This window comes from Pseudomonas sp. QL9 (assembly GCF_041409665.1).
Classification (GTDB): Bacteria; Pseudomonadota; Gammaproteobacteria; order Pseudomonadales; family Pseudomonadaceae; genus Pseudomonas; species Pseudomonas knackmussii.
Map to the genome: position 1 here is coordinate 3,232,686 of NZ_CP166971.1, position 25,791 is coordinate 3,258,476.

At 66.0% G+C, this 25,791-nt stretch carries 19 protein-coding genes and 1 riboswitch; of the genes, 14 read left to right on the top strand and 5 right to left on the bottom strand.

The window, feature by feature from the left end; translation table 11 throughout:
* Positions 1–148: 148 nt before the first annotated feature.
* Positions 149–1,615 (bottom strand): TolC family outer membrane protein, encoded by a 1,467-nt coding sequence (locus ACA097_RS15140; RefSeq protein ID WP_371364256.1) that lies wholly within the window; start codon positions 1,613–1,615, stop codon positions 149–151.
* 182 nt (positions 1,616–1,797) lie between these two features.
* A riboswitch (TPP riboswitch) is annotated at positions 1,798–1,905 on the top strand.
* A gap of 107 nt (positions 1,906–2,012) precedes the next feature.
* Between ACA097_RS15140 and thiC the strand changes: the two genes are divergently transcribed.
* On the top strand, positions 2,013–3,893 hold the full coding sequence (gene thiC, locus ACA097_RS15145; RefSeq protein WP_371364258.1) for a phosphomethylpyrimidine synthase ThiC: 1,881 nt from the start codon (positions 2,013–2,015) through the stop codon (positions 3,891–3,893).
* Positions 3,894–4,011: 118 nt separating this feature from the next.
* Positions 4,012–5,289: a putative hydroxymethylpyrimidine transporter CytX gene (gene cytX / locus ACA097_RS15150; protein ID WP_043257816.1), complete on the top strand. Its 1,278-nt coding sequence runs from the start codon at positions 4,012–4,014 to the stop codon at positions 5,287–5,289.
* A gap of 86 nt (positions 5,290–5,375) precedes the next feature.
* On the opposite strand, the gene ACA097_RS15155 is transcribed toward cytX, so the two are convergent.
* The gene (locus ACA097_RS15155) at positions 5,376–6,131 is read right to left on the bottom strand and encodes an RsiV family protein (protein WP_371364261.1); all 756 of its coding nucleotides are present in this window, start codon (positions 6,129–6,131) and stop codon (positions 5,376–5,378) included.
* A 197-nt stretch (positions 6,132–6,328) separates the two neighbouring features.
* Between ACA097_RS15155 and ACA097_RS15160 the strand changes: the two genes are divergently transcribed.
* The 11 genes from ACA097_RS15160 (at position 6,329) to ACA097_RS15210 (ending at position 18,669) form a co-directional block, all read left to right on the top strand.
* Complete coding sequence (locus ACA097_RS15160) at positions 6,329–6,946, top strand: NUDIX domain-containing protein (protein ID WP_043255800.1); 618 nt, start codon at positions 6,329–6,331, stop codon at positions 6,944–6,946.
* On the top strand, positions 6,937–7,395 hold the full coding sequence (locus ACA097_RS15165; protein ID WP_371364264.1) for a DUF1249 domain-containing protein: 459 nt from the start codon (positions 6,937–6,939) through the stop codon (positions 7,393–7,395). Before ACA097_RS15160 ends, ACA097_RS15165 begins: the two co-directional genes overlap by 10 nt.
* 167 nt (positions 7,396–7,562) lie before the next feature.
* Complete coding sequence (gene cpdA, locus ACA097_RS15170; RefSeq protein WP_371364266.1) at positions 7,563–8,375, top strand: 3',5'-cyclic-AMP phosphodiesterase; 813 nt, start codon at positions 7,563–7,565, stop codon at positions 8,373–8,375.
* Between the two features lie 70 nt (positions 8,376–8,445).
* A complete protein-coding gene (locus ACA097_RS15175) occupies positions 8,446–9,054 on the top strand; it encodes a YqiA/YcfP family alpha/beta fold hydrolase (RefSeq protein ID WP_371364268.1) in 609 nt (202 codons plus the stop codon).
* Between the two features lie 24 nt (positions 9,055–9,078).
* Positions 9,079–10,977 (top strand): DNA topoisomerase IV subunit B, encoded by a 1,899-nt coding sequence (gene parE, locus ACA097_RS15180; protein ID WP_371364270.1) that lies wholly within the window; start codon positions 9,079–9,081, stop codon positions 10,975–10,977.
* Positions 10,977–11,978 (top strand): esterase-like activity of phytase family protein, encoded by a 1,002-nt coding sequence (locus ACA097_RS15185; RefSeq protein WP_371364272.1) that lies wholly within the window; start codon positions 10,977–10,979, stop codon positions 11,976–11,978. Before parE ends, ACA097_RS15185 begins: the two co-directional genes overlap by 1 nt.
* Positions 11,975–12,499, top strand: a complete 525-nt coding sequence (locus tag ACA097_RS15190; protein WP_371364274.1) for a TIGR02281 family clan AA aspartic protease — start codon at positions 11,975–11,977, stop codon at positions 12,497–12,499. Before ACA097_RS15185 ends, ACA097_RS15190 begins: the two co-directional genes overlap by 4 nt.
* Positions 12,500–12,506: 7 nt before the next feature.
* Complete coding sequence (parC, locus tag ACA097_RS15195) at positions 12,507–14,771, top strand: DNA topoisomerase IV subunit A (protein WP_043255788.1); 2,265 nt, start codon at positions 12,507–12,509, stop codon at positions 14,769–14,771.
* Positions 14,772–14,921: 150 nt separating this feature from the next.
* Positions 14,922–15,638 (top strand): membrane integrity-associated transporter subunit PqiC, encoded by a 717-nt coding sequence (locus tag ACA097_RS15200; RefSeq protein ID WP_043255786.1) that lies wholly within the window; start codon positions 14,922–14,924, stop codon positions 15,636–15,638.
* A 150-nt stretch (positions 15,639–15,788) separates the two neighbouring features.
* The gene (locus ACA097_RS15205; RefSeq protein WP_371364277.1) at positions 15,789–17,447 is read left to right on the top strand and encodes an ArnT family glycosyltransferase; all 1,659 of its coding nucleotides are present in this window, start codon (positions 15,789–15,791) and stop codon (positions 17,445–17,447) included.
* A 10-nt stretch (positions 17,448–17,457) separates the two neighbouring features.
* The gene (locus ACA097_RS15210) at positions 17,458–18,669 is read left to right on the top strand and encodes a calcineurin (RefSeq protein ID WP_043255785.1); all 1,212 of its coding nucleotides are present in this window, start codon (positions 17,458–17,460) and stop codon (positions 18,667–18,669) included.
* 67 nt (positions 18,670–18,736) lie between these two features.
* Here the strand turns inward: ACA097_RS15210 and ACA097_RS15215 are convergent, their stop codons facing one another.
* The gene (locus ACA097_RS15215) at positions 18,737–20,299 is read right to left on the bottom strand and encodes an AhpA/YtjB family protein (protein WP_371364280.1); all 1,563 of its coding nucleotides are present in this window, start codon (positions 20,297–20,299) and stop codon (positions 18,737–18,739) included.
* A gap of 203 nt (positions 20,300–20,502) precedes the next feature.
* Between ACA097_RS15215 and serB the strand changes: the two genes are divergently transcribed.
* Complete coding sequence (gene serB / locus ACA097_RS15220; protein WP_043255780.1) at positions 20,503–21,714, top strand: phosphoserine phosphatase SerB; 1,212 nt, start codon at positions 20,503–20,505, stop codon at positions 21,712–21,714.
* Positions 21,715–21,780: 66 nt separating this feature from the next.
* On the opposite strand, the gene ACA097_RS15225 is transcribed toward serB, so the two are convergent.
* Positions 21,781–23,853, bottom strand: coding sequence for an EAL domain-containing protein (locus ACA097_RS15225; RefSeq protein WP_371364283.1), 2,073 nt, complete (start codon positions 23,851–23,853; stop codon positions 21,781–21,783).
* Between the two features lie 61 nt (positions 23,854–23,914).
* The gene (locus tag ACA097_RS15230; RefSeq protein WP_043255776.1) at positions 23,915–25,723 is read right to left on the bottom strand and encodes a hypothetical protein; all 1,809 of its coding nucleotides are present in this window, start codon (positions 25,721–25,723) and stop codon (positions 23,915–23,917) included.
* Between the last annotated feature and the right edge of the window lie 68 nt (positions 25,724–25,791).

Consider the following 25,791-nt stretch of genomic DNA (forward strand, 5'->3'; position numbering starts at 1 on the left):
CGGTTCCCCGCGTTCGCGGGGATGACGCGGGAAAAAATGCATCCCAATCACGTCACTCCCGCGAACGCGGGAGCCCAAAAGACAGGTGTTCCTACAGGGAAATCCCGCGTCTGAAACGAAGAAGCCCGGCATCTGCCGGGCTTCTTGTTTATTGCTGGGTCCGCGTCTTGCTGTTGCTTTCCAACTGCTTCTCGGCGGCCTTGGCCAGGTCCGGCGGGAGGAAGTCCTTGTCCGGGTTGTAGTCGGCCTTGAGGTAGCGGCTCAGCGCTTGCAGGTCGGCCGGGCTGAGGGTGCCGGCGGTCTGCTTCAGGCGCAGGTTGTCGAGGATGTAGTCGTAGCGGCTGTTGTTGTAGTCGCGCACCGCGCTGTACAGCTGGCGCTGGGCGTCGAGCACGTCGACGATGTTGCGGGTGCCGACCTGGTAGCCGATCTCGGTGGCTTCCAGCGAGCTCTGGTTGGAGATGATCGCCTGGCGCCGCGCTTTCACGGTTTCGACGTCGGTGTTCACCGCGCGGTGCTGGTTGCGAGCGTCCTGCACCACCTGGCGGCGCTGGCTTTCGCGCAGCTGCTCGCTCTGGCTCAGGCGCTGGTACGACTCGCGCACTTGCGAGCTGGTCAGGCCGCCGCTGTAGATCGGCACGTTCAACTGTACGCCGATGCTGGTCTGGTCGACCCACTTGCCATAGGTCGGCTGGCCCGGAATACCGGAGTTGGTAAAGCCCAGCGCGTCGTTGTCGCCCTTCTGGTACTGCACCACGGCGTCGACGGTCGGCAGGTGGCCGGCCTTGCGTTGGCGCAGGGTCTCTTCGGCGGCGTTGACCGCGTAGTTGCTGGCCTGCAGGGCGATGTTCTGCTGGACCGAGGTGTCCACCCAGGCCTTGGCGTCGTTCGGCGTCGGCACCACCACCGGCAGCGAGTGGAGGATGCCTTCGATGGAGCTGTATTCGCGGTTGGTCAGGGTCACCAGGGCCTGGAAGGCATCTTCCACGGCTTGCTCGGCGACGATGCGGTTGGCCCGCGCGGTGTCGTAGCCGGCCTGGGACTCGAGCACGTCGGTCTTGTCCGACAGGCCGACGTCGAAGCGCTCGTTGGCCTGGTCGAGCTGGCGCTTGAAGGCGGCTTCTTCTGCCTTGCTGGCGGCCAGGTTGTCTTCGGCACGGAGCACGCCGAAGTAGGTTTCGGCGGTCTGCAGGATCAGCCGTTGCTGGGTCGCGGAGAAGTCCAATTGGGCCTGTTCGCTGATGTTTTCCGCGGCTTTGAGCTGGAACCAGCGGTCCGCGCGGAACAGCGGCTGGCTGAGGGTCGCCTGGACCAGCTCGCTGTTGCGGTTGAGCGTGGCGTCCGGCTCGTCCAGCGAGGTGCGGGTATTGCCGACGCTGCCACCGGCATTGATCTGCGGCAGCAGGCCGGAACGCGCCTGCGGCACGACTTCCTTGCGCGCCAGGTAATCGGCCTGGGCGGCGGCGAGGTCGGCGTTGTTGTCGACGGCATCCTTGTAAACGCTGATCAGGTCCGTCTTGGTGGGCAGCGGAGCGGTATTCGACGCGGGCTGGGCTGCCCAGACGAAACCGGTAGTGGCGGCCACGGCGACAGCCAGGGAAAGTCTGCGCAGCATTCGTTCGTCCTAGAAAGTGTGCGGGTGGGGCAAGGCTAAGGGGGCCTCGAAAGTCGGTCAAGGCAATCAGTTCGAGGTTTTGGTTGCTGGAGTGTAGCTGTCCGAACGTGACCGCGAAGTCGTATCGAAGACATTTGGTCCGCCGCCATTGGCCAAGCGCCCGACTCTTGATTAGACTGCGCGGGTTCTTGTCGGGGTGCCCCATTGCGAGGGGCTGAGATCGGATAGTTCCGGATCCCGTTGAACCTGATCGGGTTAAGACCCGCGTAGGGAACAAGAAGTCCGCGTCCCCAGTGGCTTTCCGGCCGGCCCCCCGCTAACCGGACGCGTCCTTTGCGCTGTAATGGCGCCTCCTTGCTCCAGGTTCTCCTCCGACAATCACCCCAGGAGAGCCAGGATGAGCAAGTCGAACACCACCGTCACCCGCCTCGAGCAGCTCGACCGCCAGTCGACGCAGCCGTTTCCCAATTCGCGCAAGGTCTACCTGAGCGGTTCGCGCCCGGACATCCGCGTGCCGGTGCGGGAAATCTCGCTAGCCGACACCCCGACCGCATTCGGCGGCGAGAAGAACGCCCCGGTGTACGTCTACGACACCTCCGGCCCCTACACCGACCCGGATGTACGCATCGACCTGCGCAAGGGCCTGCCCGACGTGCGCTCGCGCTGGATCGACGAGCGCGGTGACACCGAAATCCTTCCCGGCCTGACCTCCGAATTCGGCCAGGCACGCCTGGCCGACGCCAGCCTCGACGCGCTGCGCTTCAACCACGTGCGCACCCCGCGCCGGGCCAAGTCCGGGCGCAACGTCACGCAGATGCACTACGCCAAGCAGGGCATCATCACGCCGGAGATGGAGTACATCGCCATCCGCGAGAACCTGAAGCTGCAGGAAGCCCGCGCCGCCGGCCTGCTCAAGGACCAGCATCCCGGCCACAGCTTCGGCGCCAGCATTCCGCAGGAGATCACCGCCGAGTTCGTCCGCGACGAGATCGCCCGCGGCCGCGCGATCATCCCGGCGAACATCAACCACACCGAGCTCGAGCCGATGATCATCGGCCGCAACTTCCTGGTGAAGATCAACGGCAACATCGGCAACAGCGCGCTGGGTTCGTCCATCGAGGAAGAGGTGGAGAAGCTCACCTGGGGCATCCGCTGGGGCGCCGACACCGTGATGGACCTGTCCACCGGCAAGCACATCCACGAGACCCGCGAGTGGATCCTGCGCAATAGCCCGGTGCCGATCGGCACGGTGCCGATCTACCAGGCGCTGGAGAAGGTCGGCGGCATCGCCGAGGACCTGACCTGGGAAATCTTCCGCGACACCCTGATCGAACAGGCCGAGCAGGGCGTCGACTACTTCACCATCCACGCTGGCGTGCTGCTTCGCTACGTGCCGCTGACCGCCAAGCGCGTCACCGGCATCGTCTCGCGCGGCGGGTCGATCATGGCCAAGTGGTGCCTGGCGCATCACCAGGAGAATTTCCTCTACACCCATTTCGAGGAAATCTGCGAAATCATGAAGGCCTACGACGTCAGCTTCTCGCTGGGCGACGGCCTGCGCCCGGGCTCGGTGGCCGACGCCAACGACGCCGCCCAGTTCGGCGAACTGGAAACCCTCGGCGAGCTGACCAAGATCGCCTGGAAGCACGACGTGCAGGTGATGATCGAAGGCCCCGGCCACGTGCCCATGCAACTCATCAAGGAGAACATGGACAAGCAACTGGAGTGCTGCGACGAGGCGCCGTTCTACACCCTCGGCCCGCTGACCACCGACATCGCCCCGGGCTACGACCACATCACCTCGGGCATCGGTGCCGCGATGATCGGCTGGTACGGCTGCGCCATGCTTTGCTACGTCACGCCCAAGGAGCACCTGGGCCTGCCGAACAAGGATGACGTGAAGACCGGGATCATCACCTACAAGATCGCCGCGCACGCCGCCGACCTCGCCAAGGGTCACCCGGGCGCGCAGATTCGCGACAACGCGCTGTCGAAGGCGCGCTTCGAGTTCCGCTGGGAAGACCAGTTCAACCTCGGCCTCGACCCGGACACGGCGCGTGCCTATCACGACGAGACACTGCCGAAGGATTCGGCCAAGGTCGCGCACTTCTGCTCCATGTGCGGGCCGAAGTTCTGCTCGATGAAGATCACCCAGGAAGTCCGCGACTACGCTCGCGAGAATGGCCTGGGCGATGAACAGCAGGCCATCGAAGCCGGCTTCCAGGAACAGGCCGCGCGCTTCAAGGACGAGGGATCGGTGATCTACAAGCAGGTCTGACCTGCCGTTCATTGGGTCCCCACGTTCGTGGGGAGGACGCATAAAACGTCATTCCCGCGAACGCGGGGACCCAGAAACAAAGCCAACAACGACAACCCACATTCGAGCCTTGCGCATCGTGACCACCACCACCGCAACCAACTATTCACCCGCCATCGCCGTCGGCGCGGCCCAGCGCGTACTCGGCCTGCGCGATCTGTTCTCCCTGTGGTTCTCCCTCGGCATCGGCCTGATGGTGCTGCAGACCGGCGCGCTGCTGGCGCCCGGTCTCGGCCTGGCCGGCTCGTTGCTGGCGATCTTCCTCGGCACCCTGGTCGGCGTGCTGCTGCTGGCTGCCGCCGGCGTGATCGGCAGCGACACCGGGCTGGCCGCCATGGCCTCGCTGAAGCTGTCCCTGGGTAGCCACGGCGCGGCGTTGCCGGCGATTCTCAATCTGCTGCAACTGATCGGCTGGGGCGCCTTCGAGGTGATCGTCATGCGCGACGCCGCGAGCCTGCTGGCGGCGCGCGCCTTCGGCGAGGGCAGCCTGTGGACCAGCCCGGCGCTCTGGACCTTGGTCTTCGGCGCGCTGGCGACCCTGCTTGCGGTCAGCGGCCCGCTGGCCTTCGTCCGCCGCGTGCTGCGCAAGTGGGGCATCTGGTTGCTGCTGGCGGCCTGCGTCTGGCTGACCATCGACCTGTTCAAGCGCGCCGACCTCGCCGCCATCTGGGCGCGCGCTGGCGACGGTTCGATGCCGCTGGCGGTGGGCTTCGACATCGCCATCGCCATGCCATTGTCCTGGCTGCCGCTGATCTCCGACTACTCGCGCTTCGGCAAGCACGCAGGACAGGTGTTCGGCGGAGCGGCGACCGGCTTCTTCATCGGCTGCTTCTGGCTGATGGGCCTGGGCGTGGCCTACACCCTGGCGTTCGCCCAGGGCAGCGACGCCAATGCGCTGCTGCTGGCGCTGGCCGGTGCCGGCATGGGCATTCCGCTGCTGCTGATCCTGCTCGACGAGTCGGAGAAGGCCTTCGCCGACATCCACTCGGCGGCGGTTTCCAGCGGCATCCTGGTGCCGCTCAAAGTCGAGCACCTGGCGCTGGTCATCGGTGTCGTCTGCACCCTGATCGCCTGGTTCGCGCCGCTGGCGCAGTACCAGAACTTCCTGTTGCTGATCGGCTCGGTGTTCGCCCCGCTGTTCGGCGTGGTGCTGGTCGACCACTTCCTGCTGCGCCGCCGTGCCAGCGCGCAGATTCAGCCGGGCCTGCGCTGGGGCTCGCTGCTGGCCTGGGCAGGCGGCGTGGTGGTCTATCACCTGCTGGCGAACTACGCGCCGAACCTTGGCGCGACCCTGCCGGCGCTGCTGGTATCGGGTGTGCTGCAAATGGCGCTGGGGCGCGTCGGCAGCAAGGTCTGATCGGCCTGTTGGCCGAATCGCGGGCATGGCCCGCTCCTACAGTTCCAGGAAGCACTAACGTAGGAGCGGGCCATGCCCGCGATCTCTTACTGCGCGCCGCGCCCCGGGAAGTAAAACGGCTTCACGATGCCGTTCAAACGCGGGTAGGGGATCTTCAATTCCGGATGCCCGACCGAGTGCGGCGCGATGCGGTCGATGTCGTACTTGAGCGTCAGCGCCCCGAAGGTCAGGGCGAAGTGCGGGGTCGGCTGGAACGGCCAGTCCTTGACGAAGTTCGGGTCCTGCTCGAGGAGCTTGTTCTGCACGATCCAGGCCTGGTGCGCCAGGCGCGCGGTGTCCCAGAAGGCCTTTTCCTGGCCGGGCAGCAGGATGTCCTGCAGTTCCAGCACCTTGTGCAGGCGGCGGTCATAATTGATGAAGGCACGTCCCGGCTGGCCGTATTCGCCGCCGGTGAAGACGTAGCTGGACAGCTCGACGATCACCAGGCCGTCATGCTGCTCGCGTACCTTGGCTTGCAGATAACTGCTCCAGCCGGGCTTGGCATCGGCGAGGAAACGCTTCTCGTAGAGTTCCAGCGAGGCCGGGCGCGCTTCGTCCGGCGTGGCGCGGGTGAGGTCGAGCAGTTGCGCGTCGATGGCGGCGTTCAGCGCGGGCTCGTCGGCGAAGCTCAGGGTGTCGAGATTGAACAGCGGGCACTGCTCTCCGGTACAGCCCGGTTGCTGGTGTTCGAAGGCTTTGCGTTCGGGTTGCAGTGGCTCGCCCAGGCCAGGCCCGAAAAGGCTCTGGCAGGCGCCGAGCATCAGGCAGAGGGCGCCCAGGGCGGCGATTTTCAGAAGGTGCATGGGAATCCTTGTCTCGTGGCCGGTGCCGCGCGCTGGCGGCGCGGCTTCGACCCTGTCGCGAGGGAGGGGTTCGCCGCGCCGCGCAGTTTAGCAGCGTCGCCGGTCTGCCCGCCGGGCGGTGGGTGAAAGAGGCTGCGTGGTGCGGTGCGGCGCGCTAGGATTGCGCGAATGTACAAGCCATCAGCGAGTTGAGTGGGATGTCGGAAATCTTCAAGGCCGGTCCGGACGACGTCGAGATCTCGGAGCGCGAGGAATGCTTCAGCGGCTTCTATCGCATCGAGCGGTTGCAGCTGCGCCATCGCCAGTTCGCCGGCGGCATGGGGCCGCTGATCAGCCGCGAGCTGTTCGTCCGCCACGACGCCGTTTGCGTGCTGCCCTACGACCCGCAGCGCGATGAAGTGGTGCTGGTCGAACAATTCCGCGTCGGCGCGCTGGAGGCAGGGGTCAACCCCTGGCTGCTGGAGCTGGTCGCCGGTTTGATCGACAAGGATGAAGAGCCCGAAGAAGTCGCCCGTCGCGAAGCGGTGGAAGAAGCGGGCATCACCCTGGGCGCGCTCTGGCCGATCGCGCAGTACCTGCCCTCGCCGGGTGGTAGCAATGAGCTGGTGTACCTGTTCGTCGGTCGCTGCGACAGCAGCCAGGCCGTTGGCATCCATGGCCTGGCCGAGGAGGGCGAGGATATTCGCGTGCATGTGCTGCCCTTCGAGGACGCGCTGCAGGCAGTTCGCGACGGACGCATCAACAACGCGGCGAGCATGCTCGCCCTGCAATGGCTGGCGCTCAACCGCGCCGAGGTTCGAGGCTTATGGGTGTGAACCTGCTGCGCGAGCGTTATCGCGTAGACCTGGTCGGATTGCAGGCCACCTGCGAGGCCAACTACCTGCGCCTGATGCGCCTGCTCCCGGACATGCGAGAAAATTGCACGGCCCGGCGCGTGGCGCTCAGCGAGGGCGAACGCCTGCTCGGCGTGCTGGCCCTGGAAGTGATCGAAGCCTGTCCGTATACCACCACCCTGCAGGTGCGCCAGGAGCTCGGGCTGCCGTGGCTGCCGGCGCCGCGCCTGGAAGTGCGGGTCTACCACGACGCGCGCATGGCCGAAGTCATAGGTGCCGAGCAGGCGCGCCGGCTGCTGGCCATCTACCCCTATCCGAACCAGGACATGCACCAGCCGGACGAGAAGAACCAGCTGAACCAGTTCCTCGGCGAATGGCTCAGCCACTGCCTGGCCTGCGGCCACGAGTTGGAGCCGGTGCTGCAACGCTGAGATTGGGTGATGGCGCAGTGCCATGATATGCTCGCGTTCGTCCGGTAATTGCCCGCCGGACGACGTCCGCAAGTGTGAACTGTGACTCTTTCCCGGTTTGCCCCATCCACGGGCTGTCACCATACTTCTTTCCAACGACGACGCCTCGCCTGACAGGAGAAGGCGCATTGCCTGCGAAATCCACTTCCGCCCAAGAGTCGCTGCTGCTGGTGCAGCTTTCCGATAGCCATCTCTTTGCCGAGGCCGACGGTCGTCTGCTGGGCATGGATACGGCCGACAGCCTGCGCCAGGTGGTCAGCCAGGTGCTCGGCGAGCAGGCGGAAATCGATCTGGTGCTCGCGACTGGCGACCTTTCGCAGGATGGCTCAGTCGAGTCCTACAGGAAGTTCCGGGAAATCTCCGGCGCGATTGCGGCGCCGACGCGCTGGTTCCCCGGCAATCACGACGAACTCGCGCCGATGCGCGAAGTCTGCGGTGACGCTGACCTGCTCGATGCTGTGGTCGACCTGGGCGCCTGGCGCATCATCCTGCTCGATTCCACCATTCCCGGCGCCGTGCCCGGGCAGATGACCGCGGAACAGCTGGCCCTGCTCGACGAGGCGCTGCACGCGGCGCGCGACCGCCATGTGCTGGTCACTTTCCACCATCACCCGGTGGCCATCGGCAGCCAATGGATGGATCGCATCGGTATTCGCAATCCCAACGACCTGTTCGCTGTGCTCGATCGCCATCCGCAAGTGCGCTGCCTGCTCTGGGGTCACGTGCACCAGGAGTTCGACCGGATGCGCGGCGACGTGCGGCTGTTGGCCTCACCCTCGACCTGCGTGCAGTTTGCGCCCGGCAGCGAAGATTTCTGCGTCGACAGCCTGGCCCCCGGCTACCGCTGGCTGCGGCTGTACCCCGATGGGCGGCTGGAGACCGGCGTGTCGCGGGTCACCGGCATCGATTTCCAGGTCGACTACAGCGTCAAGGGCTACTGAGACTTCCCTCGCATTCCCTTGACCGCGGACGCTTGCAGCCAGCCGCTCGCAGCTTGTAGCCTCCCGCCCCATGACCGACATCCTCTATATCCACGGCTTCAATAGCTCGCCGGCGTCGCACAAGGCTCGCCAGCTGCAGGCCGTCATGACCCGCCTTGGCCTGCAGGCGCACCTGCGCGTCCCCGAGCTGCACCATCACCCGAAACAGGCCATGGCCCAGCTCGAAGCCGCCATCGGCGAACTCGACCGGCCGCTGCTGGTCGGTAGCTCCCTGGGCGGCTACTATGCGACCCACCTCGCCGAGCGGCATGGCCTCAAGGCCCTGCTGATCAACCCGGCGGTGTTGCCCCATGGCCGCTTCGACGGCTACCTCGGCCCACAGAAGAACCATTACAGCGGCGAGGAGTGGGAGCTGACCCAGGATCACGTCGACGCCCTGGCGGCACTCGAAGTACCGGCGCCGACCGACGCGATGCGCTACCAGGTGTGGCTGCAGACTGGCGACGAGACCCTCGATTACAAGGTGGCCGCGGTGTTCTACCGGGCCTGCGCACTGCGCATCGAAGCCGGCGGCGACCACAGTTTCCAGGGCTTTGCCCGCCAGTTGCCGGCGCTTCTGGCCTTCGCCGGCGTGCCGGCAGGCCTCTGGCGCGACCTCGATTTCTCCATCTTTGACTGAATTTCCTGACTGAAAAGGGACCCCATGGCCCAGCAGAACGCCTATACCGCAGAAGCCATCGAAGTCCTCTCCGGCCTCGATCCGGTGCGCAAGCGCCCGGGCATGTACACCGACACCACGCGGCCCAACCACCTGGCCCAGGAAGTCATCGACAACTCGGTCGACGAAGCCCTCGCCGGTCACGCCAAGAGCGTGCAGGTCATCCTCCACGAGGACAACTCGCTGGAAGTGATCGACGACGGCCGCGGCATGCCGGTGGACATCCACCCGGAAGAGGGGGTGCCGGGGGTCGAGCTGATCCTCACCAAGCTGCACGCCGGCGGTAAGTTCTCCAACAAGAACTACCAGTTCTCCGGCGGTCTGCACGGCGTCGGTATCTCGGTGGTGAACGCGCTGTCGACCACCGTCGAAGTGCGCGTCAAGCGCGACGGCAACGAATACCGCATGACCTTCGCCGATGGCTTCAAGTCCAGCGACCTGGAGGTCGTCGGCACCGTCGGCAAGCGCAACACCGGCACCACCGTGCGCTTCTGGCCGGACGCCAAGTACTTCGACTCCGCGAAATTCTCCGTCAGCCGCCTCAAGCACGTGCTCAAGGCCAAGGCCGTACTTTGTCCGGGGCTGCTGGTCACTTTCGAAGACAAGAGCAGCGGCGAGCGCGTCGAGTGGCACTACGAGGACGGCCTGCGCTCCTACCTGGTCGACTCCGTCGCCGATCTGCCGCGCCTGCCGGAAGAGCCCTTCTGCGGCAGCCTGGCCGGCAGCAAGGAAGCCGTGGACTGGGCGCTGCTGTGGCTGCCCGAGGGCGGCGAGTCGCTGCAGGAAAGCTACGTCAACCTGATCCCCACCGCGCAGGGCGGCACCCACGTCAACGGCCTGCGCCAGGGCCTGCTGGACGCCATGCGCGAGTTCTGCGAGTTCCGCAACCTGCTGCCGCGCGGCGTGAAGCTGGCGCCGGAAGACGTCTGGGAGCGCATCGCCTTCGTCCTCTCGATGAAGCTGCAGGAGCCGCAGTTCTCCGGGCAGACCAAGGAACGCCTGTCCTCCCGCGAGGCAGCGGCCTTCGTTTCCGGTGTCGTGAAAGATGCCTTCAGCCTCTGGCTGAACGCCAACCCCGAACTGGGCCTGCAACTGGCCGAACTGGCCATCAGCAACGCTGGCCGCCGCCTGAAGGCGGGCAAGAAAGTCGAGCGCAAGAAGATTACCCAGGGCCCGGCTCTGCCCGGCAAGCTGGCCGACTGCGCCGGCCAGGACCCGATGCGCGCCGAGCTGTTCCTGGTGGAAGGTGATTCCGCCGGCGGCTCGGCCAAGCAGGCGCGGGACAAGGAATTCCAGGCGATCATGCCGCTGCGCGGGAAGATCCTGAACACCTGGGAAGTGGATGGCGGCGAAGTCCTGGCCAGCCAGGAAGTGCACGACATCGCCGTGGCCATCGGCGTCGATCCGGGCGCAGCGGACATGAGCCAGCTGCGCTACGGCAAGATCTGCATCCTCGCCGACGCCGACTCCGACGGCCTGCACATCGCCACCCTGCTGTGTGCGCTGTTCGTCCGTCACTTCCGCCCGCTGGTAGAAGCCGGGCACGTCTACGTTGCCATGCCGCCGCTGTACCGCATCGACCTGGGCAAGGAAGTCTTCTACGCCCTCGACGAGGCCGAGCGTGACGGCATCCTCGAACGCCTGCTGGCCGAAAAGCGCCGCGGCAAGCCGCAGGTCACCCGATTCAAGGGCCTGGGCGAGATGAACCCGCCGCAGCTGCGCGAAACCACCATGGACCCGAACACCCGGCGCCTGGTGCAGCTGACCCTGGAAGACGCCGAAGGCACCGTGGAGATCATGGACATGCTGCTGGCGAAGAAGCGCTCCGGCGACCGCAAGTCCTGGCTGGAGACCAAGGGCAACCTGGCCGAGGTCCTGGCCTGATGCGCTTGTGGCTGGCCGCCCTGGCGGCCGTCCTGGGCTGCGCGACTGCACTCGCTGACACGCCTGCACCCGCTGAGCTGGCGTTCGTCAGCGAGCACGCCGTCGAAGGCATGCGCGGCGGCAACCTGTCGGGGCTGGCGCTGTGCGATGGCGAGCTGTGGACCGTGTCCGACCGTGACGACGACCGCGCCTACAGCCTGCGGCCGGACGAGACGCCCGGCAGTGTCTGGCAGGCCAAGACGGAGCTGTTCAGTGCGCCCGGGCTACCGGACAGCGGCTTGTCCTGGGGCGAACGAGTGCGTACCTGGGGCATGAGCCTGCTGCGCGGAGGTGCCCTGGATCTCGAAGGCATCAGCTGCGATCGCGCGGGTAACCGCTATCTGGTGAGCGAGGCCTACGCTGGCGTGCTGCGCCTGCCGCAGACCGGCGAACCGGAATGGCTGCCGCTGCCCAAGTCGCTGCTGCGCCAGGCCCGTGCCAGCGGCTTGCTGATGGTCAACAACGCCTACTACGAAGGGATCGCCATCGATCCCGACGGCAAGCGCCTCTGGCTCGCCGCCGAGCGCCAACGCCGTGGCCTGCTGCGCCTGCGCAACGACAACGGCACCTGGAAGTGCGACGGCGCCTGCGTGATGTTCAACGAGGGCGGCACCGCCATGCCGCCGGCGGCCTTGAACAGCGACAAGCCCTGGCCGTTGGACTTCGCCGACCTCTCGCTGTACCAGGGCAAGCTGTTCACCCTGGAGCGCCTGCTGCACCAGATCTGCCGGCGCGACGCCGAAAGTGGCGCTGTCGAGCGCTGCTGGTCGTTCGCCGCCGGCGCGCTGACGCCTGAGCGGCGTTATCCGCTGCCTTACGGGGTGGCCGAGGCGCTGGTGATCGACGACAAGGGCGCCTGGATCGGCCTGGACAACGGCGACACACCGCGCGCCAATGGTGATTTGCGTCCCTACGTACTGCGCTTCGCCGCACCGGCGGAGGGCTGGCTGGGTGGCCAATGAGCGAAGCACAACCCGGAAGCCGTCTCGGCAAGGCCATGATGATGGGCGCCTGGCTGGCCGGCATCGGCCTTGCCACGCACTTCTTCGGTCTCTGGGAGCAGCGCCAGCACAACCCGAATGTGCAACCGCAGTCGCTGCACGGCGACGGCTTCGTCGAGCTGCGCTTGCTGAGCAATCGCCAGGGTCACTACGTGTTCGATGGACTGATCGACGGCACGCCGGCGACCTTTCTGCTCGACACTGGTGCCAGCGCCGTGGCGGTGCCGGAAACCCTTGCCCAGCGGCTGCAGCTCAAGCGTGGCGCGCCGGTCGACCTGGATACCGCCAACGGTCGCACCCAGGGCTGGCGTACGCGCCTGCAGCGCCTGGAACTCGGCGACATTCTGCTCCACGACGTGCCGGCGCTGATTGCGCCGGGCATGGACGGCAACGAGGTGCTGCTCGGCATGAGCGCCCTCAAACAACTCGAATTCTCCCAGCGCGACGGCACCCTGGTGCTGCGCCAGAACATTTCCCCGTGAGGCACGCATGAGCGAAACCCTCGATCTCAGCCTGGAAGGTGTGGAGCGTCGCTCCCTCGCCGACTTCACCGAGCAGGCTTATCTGAACTACTCCATGTACGTGATCATGGATCGCGCCTTGCCGCATATCGGCGATGGCCTGAAACCGGTGCAGCGCCGCATCGTCTACGCCATGAGCGAGCTGGGCCTGGACGCGGACGCCAAGCACAAGAAGTCGGCGCGTACCGTCGGTGACGTGCTGGGTAAGTACCACCCGCACGGCGACTCGGCGTGCTACGAGGCCATGGTGCTGATGGCGCAGCCGTTCTCCTACCGCTACCCGCTGGTGGATGGCCAGGGCAACTGGGGTGCGCCGGACGATCCCAAGTCCTTCGCCGCCATGCGTTACACCGAGGCGCGCCTGTCGCGCTACGCCGAGACCCTGCTTTCCGAGCTGGGCCAGGGCACCGCGGACTGGGTGCCGAACTTCGACGGCACCCTGGAAGAGCCGGCCGTGCTGCCGGCGCGCCTGCCCAACCTGCTGCTCAATGGCACCACCGGTATCGCCGTAGGTATGGCCACCGACATTCCGCCGCATAACCTGCGCGAAGTGGCTGCAGCCTGTATTCGTCTGCTGGACCAGCCCGACGCCACGGTCGGTGAGCTGATCGAGCACGTGCCGGGCCCGGATTTCCCCACCGAGGCGGAAATCATCACCCCGCGCGCCGACCTGCAGAAAATCTACGAAACCGGCCGCGGCTCGGTGCGCATGCGCGCCGTGTATCGCGTGGAAGACGGCGACATCGTGGTCACCGCGCTACCGCACCAGGTGTCCGGCGCCAAGGTGCTGGAGCAGATCGCCAGCCAGATGCAGGCCAAGAAGCTGCCGATGGTTGCCGACCTGCGCGACGAGTCGGACCACGAGAACCCGACCCGCATCGTCATCATCCCGCGTTCCAACCGCGTGGATGCCGAAGAGCTGATGACCCACCTGTTCGCCACCACGGACCTGGAAAGCTCCTACCGGGTGAACATGAACGTCATCGGCCTGGACGGCAAACCGCAGGTCAAGGACCTGCGCCAGGTGCTGAGCGAGTGGCTGACCTACCGCACCGACACCGTGCGCCGTCGCCTGCAGTTCCGCCTGGACAAGGTCGAGAAGCGCCTGCACCTGTTGGAAGGCTTGCTGGTCGCCTTCCTCAACCTCGACGAAGTCATCCACATCATCCGCACCGAAGACCAGCCCAAGCCAGTGCTGATGCAACGCTTCGAGTTGTCCGAGCTGCAAGCCGACTACATCCTCGACACCCGCCTGCGTCAGCTGGCGCGCCTGGAAGAGATGAAGATCCGCGGCGAGCAGGACGAACTGGCCAAGGAACGCGCCAAGCTGCTGGCGATCCTCGGTTCCAACGCCAAGCTGCGCAAACTGGTACGTGACGAGCTGCTGGCCGATGCCGAGACCTACGGCGACGACCGTCGCTCGCCAATCGTCGAGCGCGCCGAGGCGAAGGCGCTGTCGGAAACCGAACTGATGCCGACCGAGCCGGTCACCGTGGTGCTGTCCGAGAAGGGCTGGGTGCGCTGCGCCAAGGGCCACGACATCGATGCGACCGGGCTTTCCTACAAGGCCGGCGACGGCTTCAAGGCTGCCGCTCCAGGCCGTTCAAATCAGTACGCTGTGTTCATCGACTCCACCGGCCGCAGTTATTCGCTGGCGGCGCATAGCCTGCCGTCTGCGCGTGGACAGGGCGAGCCGCTCACTGGCCGCCTGACCCCGCCGCCGGGGGCGAGCTTCGAGCGCGTGCTCCTGCCGGAGGACAGCGCGCTCTACGTACTGGCTTCGGATGCGGGCTATGGCTTCGTGGTCAAGGGCGAGGACATGCAGGCCAAGAACAAGGCCGGCAAGGCGCTGCTCAGCCTGCCCAACGGCGCGCAGGTGATGGCGCCGCGTCCGGTTGCGGACGTCGAGCAGGACTGGCTGGCGGCGGTGACCACCGAAGGTCGCCTGCTGCTGTTCAAGGTCGCCGACCTGCCGCAGCTGGCCAAGGGCAAGGGCAACAAGATCATCGGCGTGCCGGGCGAGCGTGTTGCCAGTCGCGAGGAGTACCTCACGGACCTGGCGGTGCTACCGAATGGCGCAACCCTGGTGCTGCAGGCGGGCAAGCGCACCCTGTCGCTTAAAGGCGATGACCTGGAACATTACAAGGGTGAGCGTGGTCGGCGTGGCAACAAGCTACCGCGCGGTTTCCAGCGGGTCGATGCGCTGCTGGTCGAGCCCCTGTCTCAGGATTGAAACGCCCCGCGATACACTCTGCCTCTGGAGCTATGGCGCCGGTTAGGGGATGATAGGTCCCTTTGACAGGGGCGCCTTGGCGCCTTTGTCGTTAAATTCTTCGATTTGTAGCAAGTATCGCCGAACTTCGGCGAAACACGGTGATGCCCGATGAGCGCTCTGCGCATCCTCGCATGTCTTTCCCTCGTCAGCCTGCTCGGGCTGGCGGGATGTTCGGTGAATCGACCGGCCCAGCTATATCAGCTGGATACCGGTTCGAGTTCGGTGCCGACCCGCGACAACGGCGTGGCCGTTCTTCTCGGGCCGGTGCAACTGGCCGACTACCTGCAGCGCGAAACCATGGTTCAGCGCCAGGCCGATGGCATCCTCAATCTGTCCAGCGATGCGCGCTGGGCCGGTAGCCTGCAAACCAACGTGAGCCAGCAACTGCTGCGTCAGCTCTCCAGTCAACTGGACAGTACGCGCCTGGCGCTGTTCCCGGAAAAGCCCGGATTCGCTCCGCAGGTGCAAGTGATGCTCGACATCAGCCGCCTCGACTCTGGTCCGAAAGAGCCCGCCGTACTCGATGCGCGCTGGCGCCTGCTCGACCAGAAGGGTGCGCTGCGCGACAGCCGTGTCTTCCATCAGGAGGAGAAGCATGACGGCAGCATCAAGGATCAGGTCCGCGCGCAAAGCGACCTGTTGCGCCGCCTGGCTGAGCAGCTGGCCGGCGACGTACGCCCTGTGGCAGTAGCGATCGAGCAGCCGCCGGCGCCGCGCAAGCAGCCGACCGCAGTTGCCGAACAGGCGGCCAAGCCCAAGGAAGAAGGGCCGAAAATGCCGCTGGTTGTGCCCATCCGCACCGATGTAGAAGTCTTCCGCTTCTAATCGCCGCTCCTCTCGTGCCGCGCCCGAACCGCTCTCTGTCGGGCGTCGGCACTTAACAACTTCTTAACTGCGTCGGTGCTAATAAGGCTGCGAATCTGCCAATCGCGGTGACCGGAATCCCTTCGGTCATGGTCTGGCGGAGGAGCACCCGTGCTGCCGTCCATCTCCCCGTCCTCCCTGCCTTTCGGGCTGGCGCGCCTGAGCCCTGTCGCTCGCGCCTGCCTATTGGGGACGTTCGCCCTGCTGCTTTTCTGCGTCCAGGCCAAGGGCCGCGAAGTGATCGGCTTCGATTCGCGCTTCGTGCTCTTCGCCCAGGAGATGCTGCGCCACGGCCCCAGCTTCTTCCCCATGACCTATGGCGAGGCCTACCCGGACTATCCGGGCACCTCGACGCTGTTCATCTACTTGCTGTCGCTGCCGTTCGGGCGGGTGGACAGCCTGGCCGCCTGGTTGCCTTCGGCGCTCGCCTCGGCGGCGGTCGTCGCGCTGGTCTACCGCCTGCTGGAGCCGATCTCGGTGCGCTGGGCGTTGCTCAGCGTTGCGCTCCTGCTGCTGACAGCAACTTTCGTCAGCGAAACCCGCGCGGTCTCGCTTGACCAGATGATCTCTGCCCTGGCCTTGGGCGCCTTCTATCTCGCCTACCGCGACCGCGAGCGGCCGTTGCCACGGCTGCTGGGCTGGCTGGGCGTGCTGATGCTGGTCGGCTTCCTGATTCGTGGCCCGCTGGGCCTGGTGATACCCGCCGGCGTGGTCTGTGCCTGCTGGGTTGCGGCAGGGGAGTGGCGGCGTCTGCTGGCCTTTGCCCCGCTCGCCGCAGGATTGCTGCTGGTCTGTTGCCTGGTATTGCTCGCAGTGGCCGATCTGAGCGATGGCGCTGCCTTCGCCCACTCGGTCCTGCAGATGGAGGTGGTCGGTCGCCTGGACGGGAGCGCCGGCGCCAACTCGCCGCTCTATTACTTCCTCAGCGCGCCCGGCAACTATGCCATTGCCTTCCCGCTGGCGCTGCCGGCTCTGGCTCTGCTGTTCGGCAAGGGCGGGCGCACCGAGGAGCAGGGCACGCGCGTGCTGCTGCGTGCCTGTGCGCTGGCGGCGCTGGTGGTGATGATCGGCTTGTCGCTGCCGCAGGCCAAGAAGGCCCGCTACATCCTGGCGATGGCACCCTATGCGGCGATCATCGCGGCCTATCCGTTCCACGTCGTTGGAAGCCGTCTGGCCTCCATTCTGCGCATCGTGCTTCAGAGCCTGTGGTTTGCCTTGCCTGGTCTACTCAGCCTGGCGCTGCTGTTCGCTTGGCGGCATTCACCTCAGCTTGCCGACTATCACCACGCCATGCATCGCGCTCTGGCGCTGCTACTGCTGTTCCAGGGGCTGGCGCTGTGGGCGCTGGCGAAGCCGCGCCAGCGTGCCCTGGCGTTGGCCGGGTGCGCGGTGCTGTCGCTGTGGGCCGCCTACATCGTCGCTTTCGAGCCCATCGAGCGTGGCCTCTACGGCACCCGCGAATTCACTCTCGCAGCGGACGCCGCCATCAGCGCCAAGCCGGCGCCGGTGGCTTTCGTCGGGCTCGGCAAGGACGCCAAGGCGATCAAGTATCTGGTCAACCTCGATCACGACCTGCAGCCGCGCTTCGTCGATCAGGACAGCCAGTTGGCAGGTTTGCAGGGACCGCTCTACCTGGTGATGGATGCCGCTCATGAGCGTGCGCTTGCGGCGACGCCATTGGCCGGGCTGCGCCCGGTGGTGGCTGCCGATTTCGATCATGATCCCTATGTGCTGCTGTATCTCCCTGCACCCGACGGGGCCCGCGAGTGACCTTCAGCGCATGACACGTCTCCTCATCCTCGCTGCTTGCCTGCTGTCGTTGTGCGGTTGTGGCGCCAGCCCTGGCGAGCGCCGGCACATCGCCCGTGACCAGGCGTTCTTCCGCGAACACCCGCTGCCGCCGCTGGCGCTGGAGCCGCGCCCGGGGCACTTCGTGCTGGCGGTGCTGCCCGACACCCAGTACTACTCGGAGAACAATCACCAGGCGCGCTCGCTTTTCCGCACGACCCGTCGCTACGACAACCTGTCTTACGACCCGGTGATGGCCTTTTTCGCCCAGACTCACTGGCTGGCGCAGAACGCCACCGCGCTGCAGATTCCGCTGGTGGTGCACCTGGGGGACGTGGTGCAGAACGCCAGCAGCCTGACCCAGTGGCGAGTCGCCTCCAGCGCCATGCGCCTGCTCGAGGAAGGTGGCGTGCCCTACAGCATCATGACCGGTGCGCGGGATATCCAGGGCGAGCTGCCCGGCGACGACCATCGCTCGGTACGCGATCACTTCGATGAGTTCTTCGGGCCGCAACGGGCGACCTGGCAATCCACCTATGCCGGCAGCGATCCGCTGGGCTTGAGCCAGTACCACCGTTTCCGCGTCGGTGACCAGGACTTCCTGCTGCTGGCGCTGGACTGCAATCCGAGCGACGCGACCCTGGCCTGGGCCCAGCGCGTACTCGACGAGCATCCGAATACGCCGGTGATCCTGGCTTCCCATGGCATAACCCTGCCGCCCAACGGGGAGGCGCGCCTGTGGGACAAGCTGATCCGGCGCAATGATCAGATCTTCCTGACCCTCAGCAGCCAGCTGAACGGGTCGAGCCATCGTCGCCTGAGCAACGACCACGGGCTGAGCGTCGACATGCTGCAGTTCGACTACCAGATGCAGTACCTGGGCGGGAACGGCCTGCTGCGTTTGCTGGAGTTCGATTTGGCAGGCAACCGCATCGAGGCGCTCACGATGTCGCCCTGGGTGCTCTGGAAGAGCCGCTATCTGCCAGCTGCGACGCGCGCCTGCAGCGACGCCTCGAGTCTTTCCGACTGCGATCAGCTCGCCCCGCGGCCGGCGGAGCAGAAGGGTTGGGACAACCGCTACAGCATCGAAGTGGACTTCCGCCAACGCTTCTCGGCGTTCGCCGGCTATCGCCAGGTGGCGCAGGACGTCCCTGCGGAAGATGGCTTGCTGAGCCAGCTGCGGCGCTCGCTGAATATCGAGTGATTGGGGCGCTGGGCTTACTGGGAAGCTGACGCCAGCCTTGCCGGGCGGCAAGGCTGGGTTCGACTCGTCAGGAAGTGCGCAGGGCGCGCATGCGGGTGAGCTGGCGCTCGAGCATCGACGGGTAGGGTTCTTTCAGCCATTCGACGCAACTGGCTTCCGCCGGGTTGGCGATGGGGCGCACGCGGGCGCGCTGGCGCACTTGCTCGTCCTCGGCGATGGAGCGCTCGATCAAAAGCAGGTTGCGACTGTGCTGGCTGAGGTTCAGTGCGCTCTGTACGGCAGCTTCCTGCAGCAGCTCGGCCTGAGCCAGTGCGGCCAGCTCCTCGCCGTGGGTCATGCCCAGCTGCAGTTGCAGGGTGATGCCGCTATCGACTACTTCGATCTGCAGTGCGTGGCCCAGGGCGCGCATCAGTTCGCCGCAGCACAGGGCGTGGGTCAGGTAGTCGTCGTCGTCGCGAGCATGGAAGAGGATCAGGCTGCCGCCATCGCTGAGGGTGAACAGCTGGCCCTTGTACAGGCGCGCGGCCTGCTCCAGGCAATCGCGATAGCGCTCCAGCAGGTCCACCAGGCGGCTACGCGGCAGGCGGCGCAGTTGTTCCTGGTTGCCCAGCTGCACGGCGAGTACGGCGCACGGGTTGGGCAGTACCGGCTCAAGCTCCGCTTCTTCAGGCTCTTCTTCGATCAGCGGCTCGTCGAGCTCTTCCACGTCGCTGGCCTCGACATGCGGCAGTTCGCCGTCGTCGAAGATGTTCTCGTCGAATTCGTGCTCGTCCGCCGACAGTTCCAGCTTGGGCTCGATGTCATCGTCGAGCTCGATGTGCGGGTCCTGCACCGGCTTCGGCGCAGCCTCTGCAGCCTTGGCCGGTGCAGCGGCGCCTGGCTTGGGTGCGGTTTTGCGCGGCGCGGGCGGTGGCGCGGGCTCGGGCGCGGGCGGTTTCTCCGGCACCAGGCGGGCCTGGAGTTGGCGGGCGAGGTCGCCGATTTCGTTGTGCAGGCCGGCACCGGGGGCGGGGTCATCCGGATCGCGCAGCCAGACGCGCAGCTGCAGCAGCGGCGTGGAGATGTGGCGGCCCAGGCGCAGGCTGAGGGTCAGGGTGAGCAGCAGCAGGATCAGGCTGATCAGTCCCATGCTCTGCAGGCTGACCATCATCGGCTGCTGGAACTGTTCCATGTCCAGGCTGATGCGCAGCTGCCCGGCCATGACGTCCTGGAAGGTGATCTGCGTCGAGTACACGCCCTCGGTGTTGCCCAGCAGGCCTTGTTTCGGCCGGTTGCCAGACTCGGCCAGGGTGCGGCCGTCCGCGCTGTAGATGGCCGCGTGGGCCACCAGCGGGTTCTTGGTCAGGTTACCCAGCAGCACGTTGAGGCTGAGGATGTCGTTCGACACCAGCAGCTCGGTGGCCGAGGCGGCGGTCTGCGTGGTCAGGCTCTGGCCCACGGCATCGGCCTGCTGGTGCATGGCCTGCTTGAACTGCATGCCCATGACCCAGGCGTAGATGACCAGCGCGGCGGCGACCAGCACCAGGCTATGCATGGCGATGCGCAGGGCGATGGGCACCCGGCGCTGGCGCAGGGCGTGGTAGAGCAGCAGGAAGAAATTGTCGGGCTTGACGGAGGTGGGCCGGGTCACAGCGGGCTCGGTCTCTGTAGGAACAGTTGCCGGGCAGTATAACGGCGCCCCGGAAGCGGGCAAAGCGCCGCACCTCCTGCATTTCGGCGGGTCGCTCGATGCGACGCGGCAATCCGATCGGCGGTTGGCCGCATGCCGGGCGAGGCGCGGGCCGGGAAAGTCGGTAGAATGTGCGCCTTTTCTTCCATGGCGGAGACTGCGCCTTGCGCGAAATCGTCCTGATCAATATCACCGGGGAAGACCGCCCCGGCCTCACCGCCGCCATCACCGGCGTGCTGGCCCAGGGTGGGGTGAACATCCTCGACATCGGCCAAGCGGTGATCCACGACACCCTGTCCTTCGGCATCCTGGTCGAAATCCCGGATACCGAGCAGGCGTCCGCGGTGCTCAAGGAAGTGCTGTTCACGGCCTACAAGCTGGACCAGCAGGTGCGCTTCACGCCGGTCTCCGAAGCCGACTACCAGCAATGGGTTGGCGGCCAGGGCAAGCCGCGCCAGATCGTGACCCTGCTGACCCGCCGGGTGACCGCCGAGCAGCTGCATCGCGTCAGCTCGATCACGGCGAAATACGGCCTGAACATCGATCACATCGATCGCCTGTCCGGGCGCATGCCGCTGGACATGCCGGAAGAGCACGGCAAGGGCTGCATCGAGTTCTCCGTGCGCGGCGAGCCGATCGATTCGGGCGCACTGCGCGCCGAGTTCCTCAGCGTGGCCCAGGAGCTGAACGTCGACATCGCCTTCCAGCAGGACTCGCTGTTCCGTCGCAACCGTCGCCTGGCGGTTTTCGACATGGACTCGACGCTGATCGAGGCCGAGGTCATCGACGAGCTGGCCAAGGCCGCCGGCGTTGGCGAGCAGGTGTCCGAGATCACCGAGCGCGCCATGCGCGGCGAGCTCGACTTCCGCGCCAGCTTCAAGGAGCGCCTGGCGCTGCTCAAGGGACTCTCCGAAGACGTGCTGGAAGAGATCGGCGCCTCGCTGCGCCTGACCGAAGGGGCGGAAACCCTGTTCGCCGAACTCAAGCGCCTGGGCTACAAGACCGCGATCCTCTCCGGCGGCTTCACCTACTTCGCGCGCCAGCTGCAGGCCAAGCTGGGCATCGACTATGTGTTCGCCAACGAACTGCAGATCGTCGACGGCAAGGTCACCGGTGTAGCCGTCGAGCCGATCGTCGATGCTCAGCGCAAAGCGGACCTGCTGCGTGAGCTGGCAGCAAAGGAAGGTCTGCAACTGGAGCAGACCATTGCCGTGGGCGACGGTGCCAACGACCTGCCGATGCTGGGTCTTGCCGGGCTGGGCGTGGCCTTCCGCGCCAAGCCGCTGGTCAAGCAGTCGGCCAAGCAGGCGATCTCCACCCTCGGGCTGGATGGCATCCTCTACCTGCTGGGCTTCCGCGATCGCGACGGACGCTGAGGTCTCAACGCCAACGAAAAAGCCGCCCTTGGGCGGCTTTTTCGTTCTGGCTTGCACCTTGCGGGATCACTCCTCCGAGGAGAAGTCGTAGTCCATCGCCTGGCTCGGGCCCTGCAGGTAGCGGCCCTGGATGTAGTTGGCGCCGGCCTGCCACAGGGTCGCCAGGGCGCTGGCGCTCTCGACCATGGGCACGATGGTCAGCTTGGCCTGGGCGTGCAGGCTGGCCATCAGGGTCTTCAGGCTTTCCTGGTTTTCCGCCCGGCTGAGGTCCTGCACGTAGGAGCCGTCGACCTTCACGAAGTCGACGTTCATGTGCTTGAGCGTGTTGAACGGGTTCAGCGCGCAACCGAACTGGCCGAGGGCGACCTGGCAGTGCAGCTCGGCCAGGCCTTCGCAGAGCGCCTTGGCCTGTTTCAGGTGGGCGACAGCGTCGGTTTCGCTGATCTGGATGATCAGCGAGTCTGCCGGCAGGCGCGCGGCTTTCAGCGCCACGTTTAGCCACGGCAGCAGCCCCGCGTCCTGCAGGCTGGGCGCGGAGAGGTGCACGAAGAGCTTGGTTTCGTGACCTTTGGAACGGTGTTCGGCGAGCAGCTTGATGGAGTTGAGCAGCACCCAGCGGTCAATGCGCTCGGCCAGCCCGCCGGCCTTGGCGGCGTTGAGGAAGTCCGCTGCCGGCACTTCCTCGCCTTGCGGGTTGATCAGGCGCAGCAGCACTTCGTAGTGCTCGTGCCTGTCGCCGCGCAGGCTGATGATCGGCTGGAACAGCAGGCGGAAGCTGTTCTTCTCCAGGGCCTGCTGGACGATTGCCAACAGGTCGCCGCGGTTTGCGGCGGCGGCCAGCTCGTCGGCCGGATCGTAGAGTTTGACGCCGTTACCGCCCTTCTGCGCGACTTCGTCGGCACAGCGGTGCGCGCGTTCGATGACGTCCTGGGTCTGGCTGGTCTTCTCGTCGAGCCCGGCGCAGCCGATCGACAGGGTGACCTGGGCAGTGCGGCCGTGGATGTCGAACAGGTGGCCCTCGATCTTCTTCAGCAGACCGTCGAACAGCGCTTTGCTCTGTTCCGGGTTCTGCCCGCTGACCAGCACGCTGAAGGCATCGTCGCTGAAGCGGCCCAGTTGCACACCGGCCGGGAAATGTTCGCGCAGCAGGCGGGCGAGGTCGGCCAGCAGCAGATCGATGTTGGCGATGCCCAGGGTCAGCTGCAGGTTCTGTGCACGATCGAGTTGCAGGTACGCCAGGGTCGCCGATTGCCCGGCTGTGATCACTCGTTCCACCGCGGCATCGGTCAGGTCGAGGAAGTGCGCACGGTTGTAGAGGCCGGTGACCAGGTCCTGACAGCTGACTTCGCGGAGCTTTTCTTCCAGCTCGCTGTTGTCGCTGTCGGCGCGGATCACCACCTGGATGCAAGGTTCGCCGTCGTAGGTTGCCGGCGAGAAGGTCATGCGCGCCTTGAAGCTCGCGCCGTCGACCTTGATGCCGCCGCAACGCAGTTCAGCGTTGCCTTCGTTGTTCTGGTAGCCCTTGAGGAAGTCCTTGAAGGTGGCCTGATCGGTGGGCGCGATCAGGTCGATCATCGGCAAGCCTTCCAGCTCCTCGGCGTCTTCGTAGCCGAACAGGTCGACGTAGGCGCGGTTGGCATAGATGTGCATGCCATCGTGCACGTAGGTGATGGCGTCGACCGAGCTGTCGAGCAGCAGCTGGCAGCGCTTCTCCGCTTCGCGCAGCGCGACCTCGGCGGCACGGCGGGCGCGACGTTCCTCGAGGTTGCTCAGCTCGCGATTGGCGACCAGCACCAGGCGTTCGTCTTCGCCGTGCGGCACGGCGTCCTGGGCGCCCAGGGCGAGGGCTTCGGTGATGTCGTCGGTGTCGTTGCCGGCGATCAGCTGCAGGAAGGGGATGTCCTTGGCCTGCCGACGGATGCTCGCCAACGCCTCGCCCGGTGCCATCGCGCTGCTTTCCGCAGCGGCAATCAGTAGGTCCCAGCTTTGCTGGAGGGCTTCGTTGAGGTCGTCACTGGAAGTGATGCGGTGGACGCGGGTGGCGCGTCCGGCATTGCGAAAGAGGCTGACCAGCCGCTCGGCTTCGTTCTGGGAGTCTTCGAGAATCAGCAGGCGGATGGTTTTCTTTTCATTGGCCATGGGGGCTGCTTATACCGCGCCGGACGGCAGCAAAGTGGCGACGAATGGAGTCCGGGCGAATCTACAGAGACTTCCAGAGCGAGTCAAAGTCTTCCTCCCCCGGCGCCACCTTGCTGCTCGAGGCTGTGACAGGCTTATCGCCAGCATCCTTGGCAAGCTCCTGGATGCGGTACTCGAACTGGCTGAAACTGGCGGTCGCGGTGAGCTTGCGGACCAGGGTCGCGCGACGCTCGTCGCCATGCTGGTTGATCTGCACGCGGCTGCCCTCCTGGAAGGGCAGGCGCGGCGTGATCACGGTGGCCGGCCGCGAGATCGCGGCGATTTCCGGCAACAGCAGGGCGCGCAGGTATTGGCTGCCCTGCTCGGTCTTGCGCAGCAGTTGCAGGCCGCAGGGCTGTGCGAGCGGAGCGATCAGCTCGATGCCCATCTGCGTGCCGCCGCCACGGACTTGGCGAATCCAGCGCACGACAGCAATGCTCCAGCCCTGCTCGGGAGCGTCCTGGATGCCGAGGAGCTCGCCGGCTTGCAGCTGGCTGGGGATTTCCTTCGGCCAGGTCAGGCAGTAGCCGCCGGGGCTGTGGTTGACGATGGGCAAGGTGAATACCGGGTACTCGTCGCACAGCGTTTCGTCGGGCGTAACCGTGCGGTCGCCCTCGCCTGGCTTGAGCGGCTTGTATTCGATTTCCTCGAGCGGTGCGCCGGGCTCCCAGTCCTTGATCTTCTGCGCGTCGAAGGCGCTGGCCCAGGCGTCCTTGATCTCGCGCTTGAAGGTCGGCGCTTCCTGTGCCGGCAGCTTGAGCAGCTCGGCAAAGGATTGGCGCCCGGCGAGGAAGTAATGCAGCGCGCTCATGCCGATGCAGAGGGTCAGCTGGCCCTGGCCCAGAGTGCGCTGGAAGGTGCGCTCGGCGATGTCGCCCCAGGCGCTCGCCAGGTGCTGGAGCATGTCGATGCTGACGCCGTCGATGACTTTTAGTGGCAGTTGAGGGCGTTGTTCGGGCGTGGCCTGCAGGTATTCCTTGAGCGATGCGACCAGCTGCTGCGGGTCCATGCCCAACGCACCGGCCAGGTCGCTTTCCTTGAACAGCGAGCGGTAGCGCGGCGGGCCGTCTACCTGCGGGGCAATCACGAACAGGCTGGCCGGCGTGCTGGCTGGCTGCAGCTTGACCTGTTCGCTCCAGGATTCGAGGGCTTCGGCCAGGCGCGCGATGCTGTTCTGGCGCATCTGGTTGCAGCGCGCGCAGCCCAGCAGCAGGGCGACCAGGTAGGCGCGCTCGATGCTCATGGACTTGCCGTTGCGGACCAGGTCGTCGCGTACCGCGAGGCCCTGGACGCTGTGTTGGCGGGCCAGCTGGTAAAGCTGGTGGAGTTCCAGCCAGAGGCTTTCCGGAACCGGGCAGTAGAGTTGCGAGGCACGCACCAGCGGGCCGCACAGGCTGCGGATCGCGCGTTGCAGGGCCAGCACCAGGATCTGTGCGCGCTCGCGGCTGAAGCGCGGGGCTTCGCGGACGACCGCCAGCTTGTAACCGATCGCCAGGTGGTTCTGCAGGGCCTGGCAGAGATTGGCGACCTTGCGCGGACGTTCGTCGAGGACGATGGACTGGTTGAGGAAGTGGCGCTCCAGGTGCTGACAGACCGAGTGCACTTCCGGGCGGAACAGCTCCAGCAGCTGCAGGCGTGCCTCCACCGGGAGCTTGAGCTGGTTCAGCTCGATCAGCCCCTGGTAGAGCTGGCGCGCGGTCTCCCCGAGGTTGGCCTTGGGCAGGTGGTCGAGCCAGTCCTTCAAGTCACGCGGATTGGCGTTGCAGAAACTCAGGCTCTCGTGCGTCGGGGTAGGGACGCGTAGCAATTGATAAGGACTCGGATTGTCCATGGTCAGATGAGTTGCTCCACGATCTGTGCCTTGTGGCTGACCGGTCGGCTGGGTTCGGTGCCGGGTTT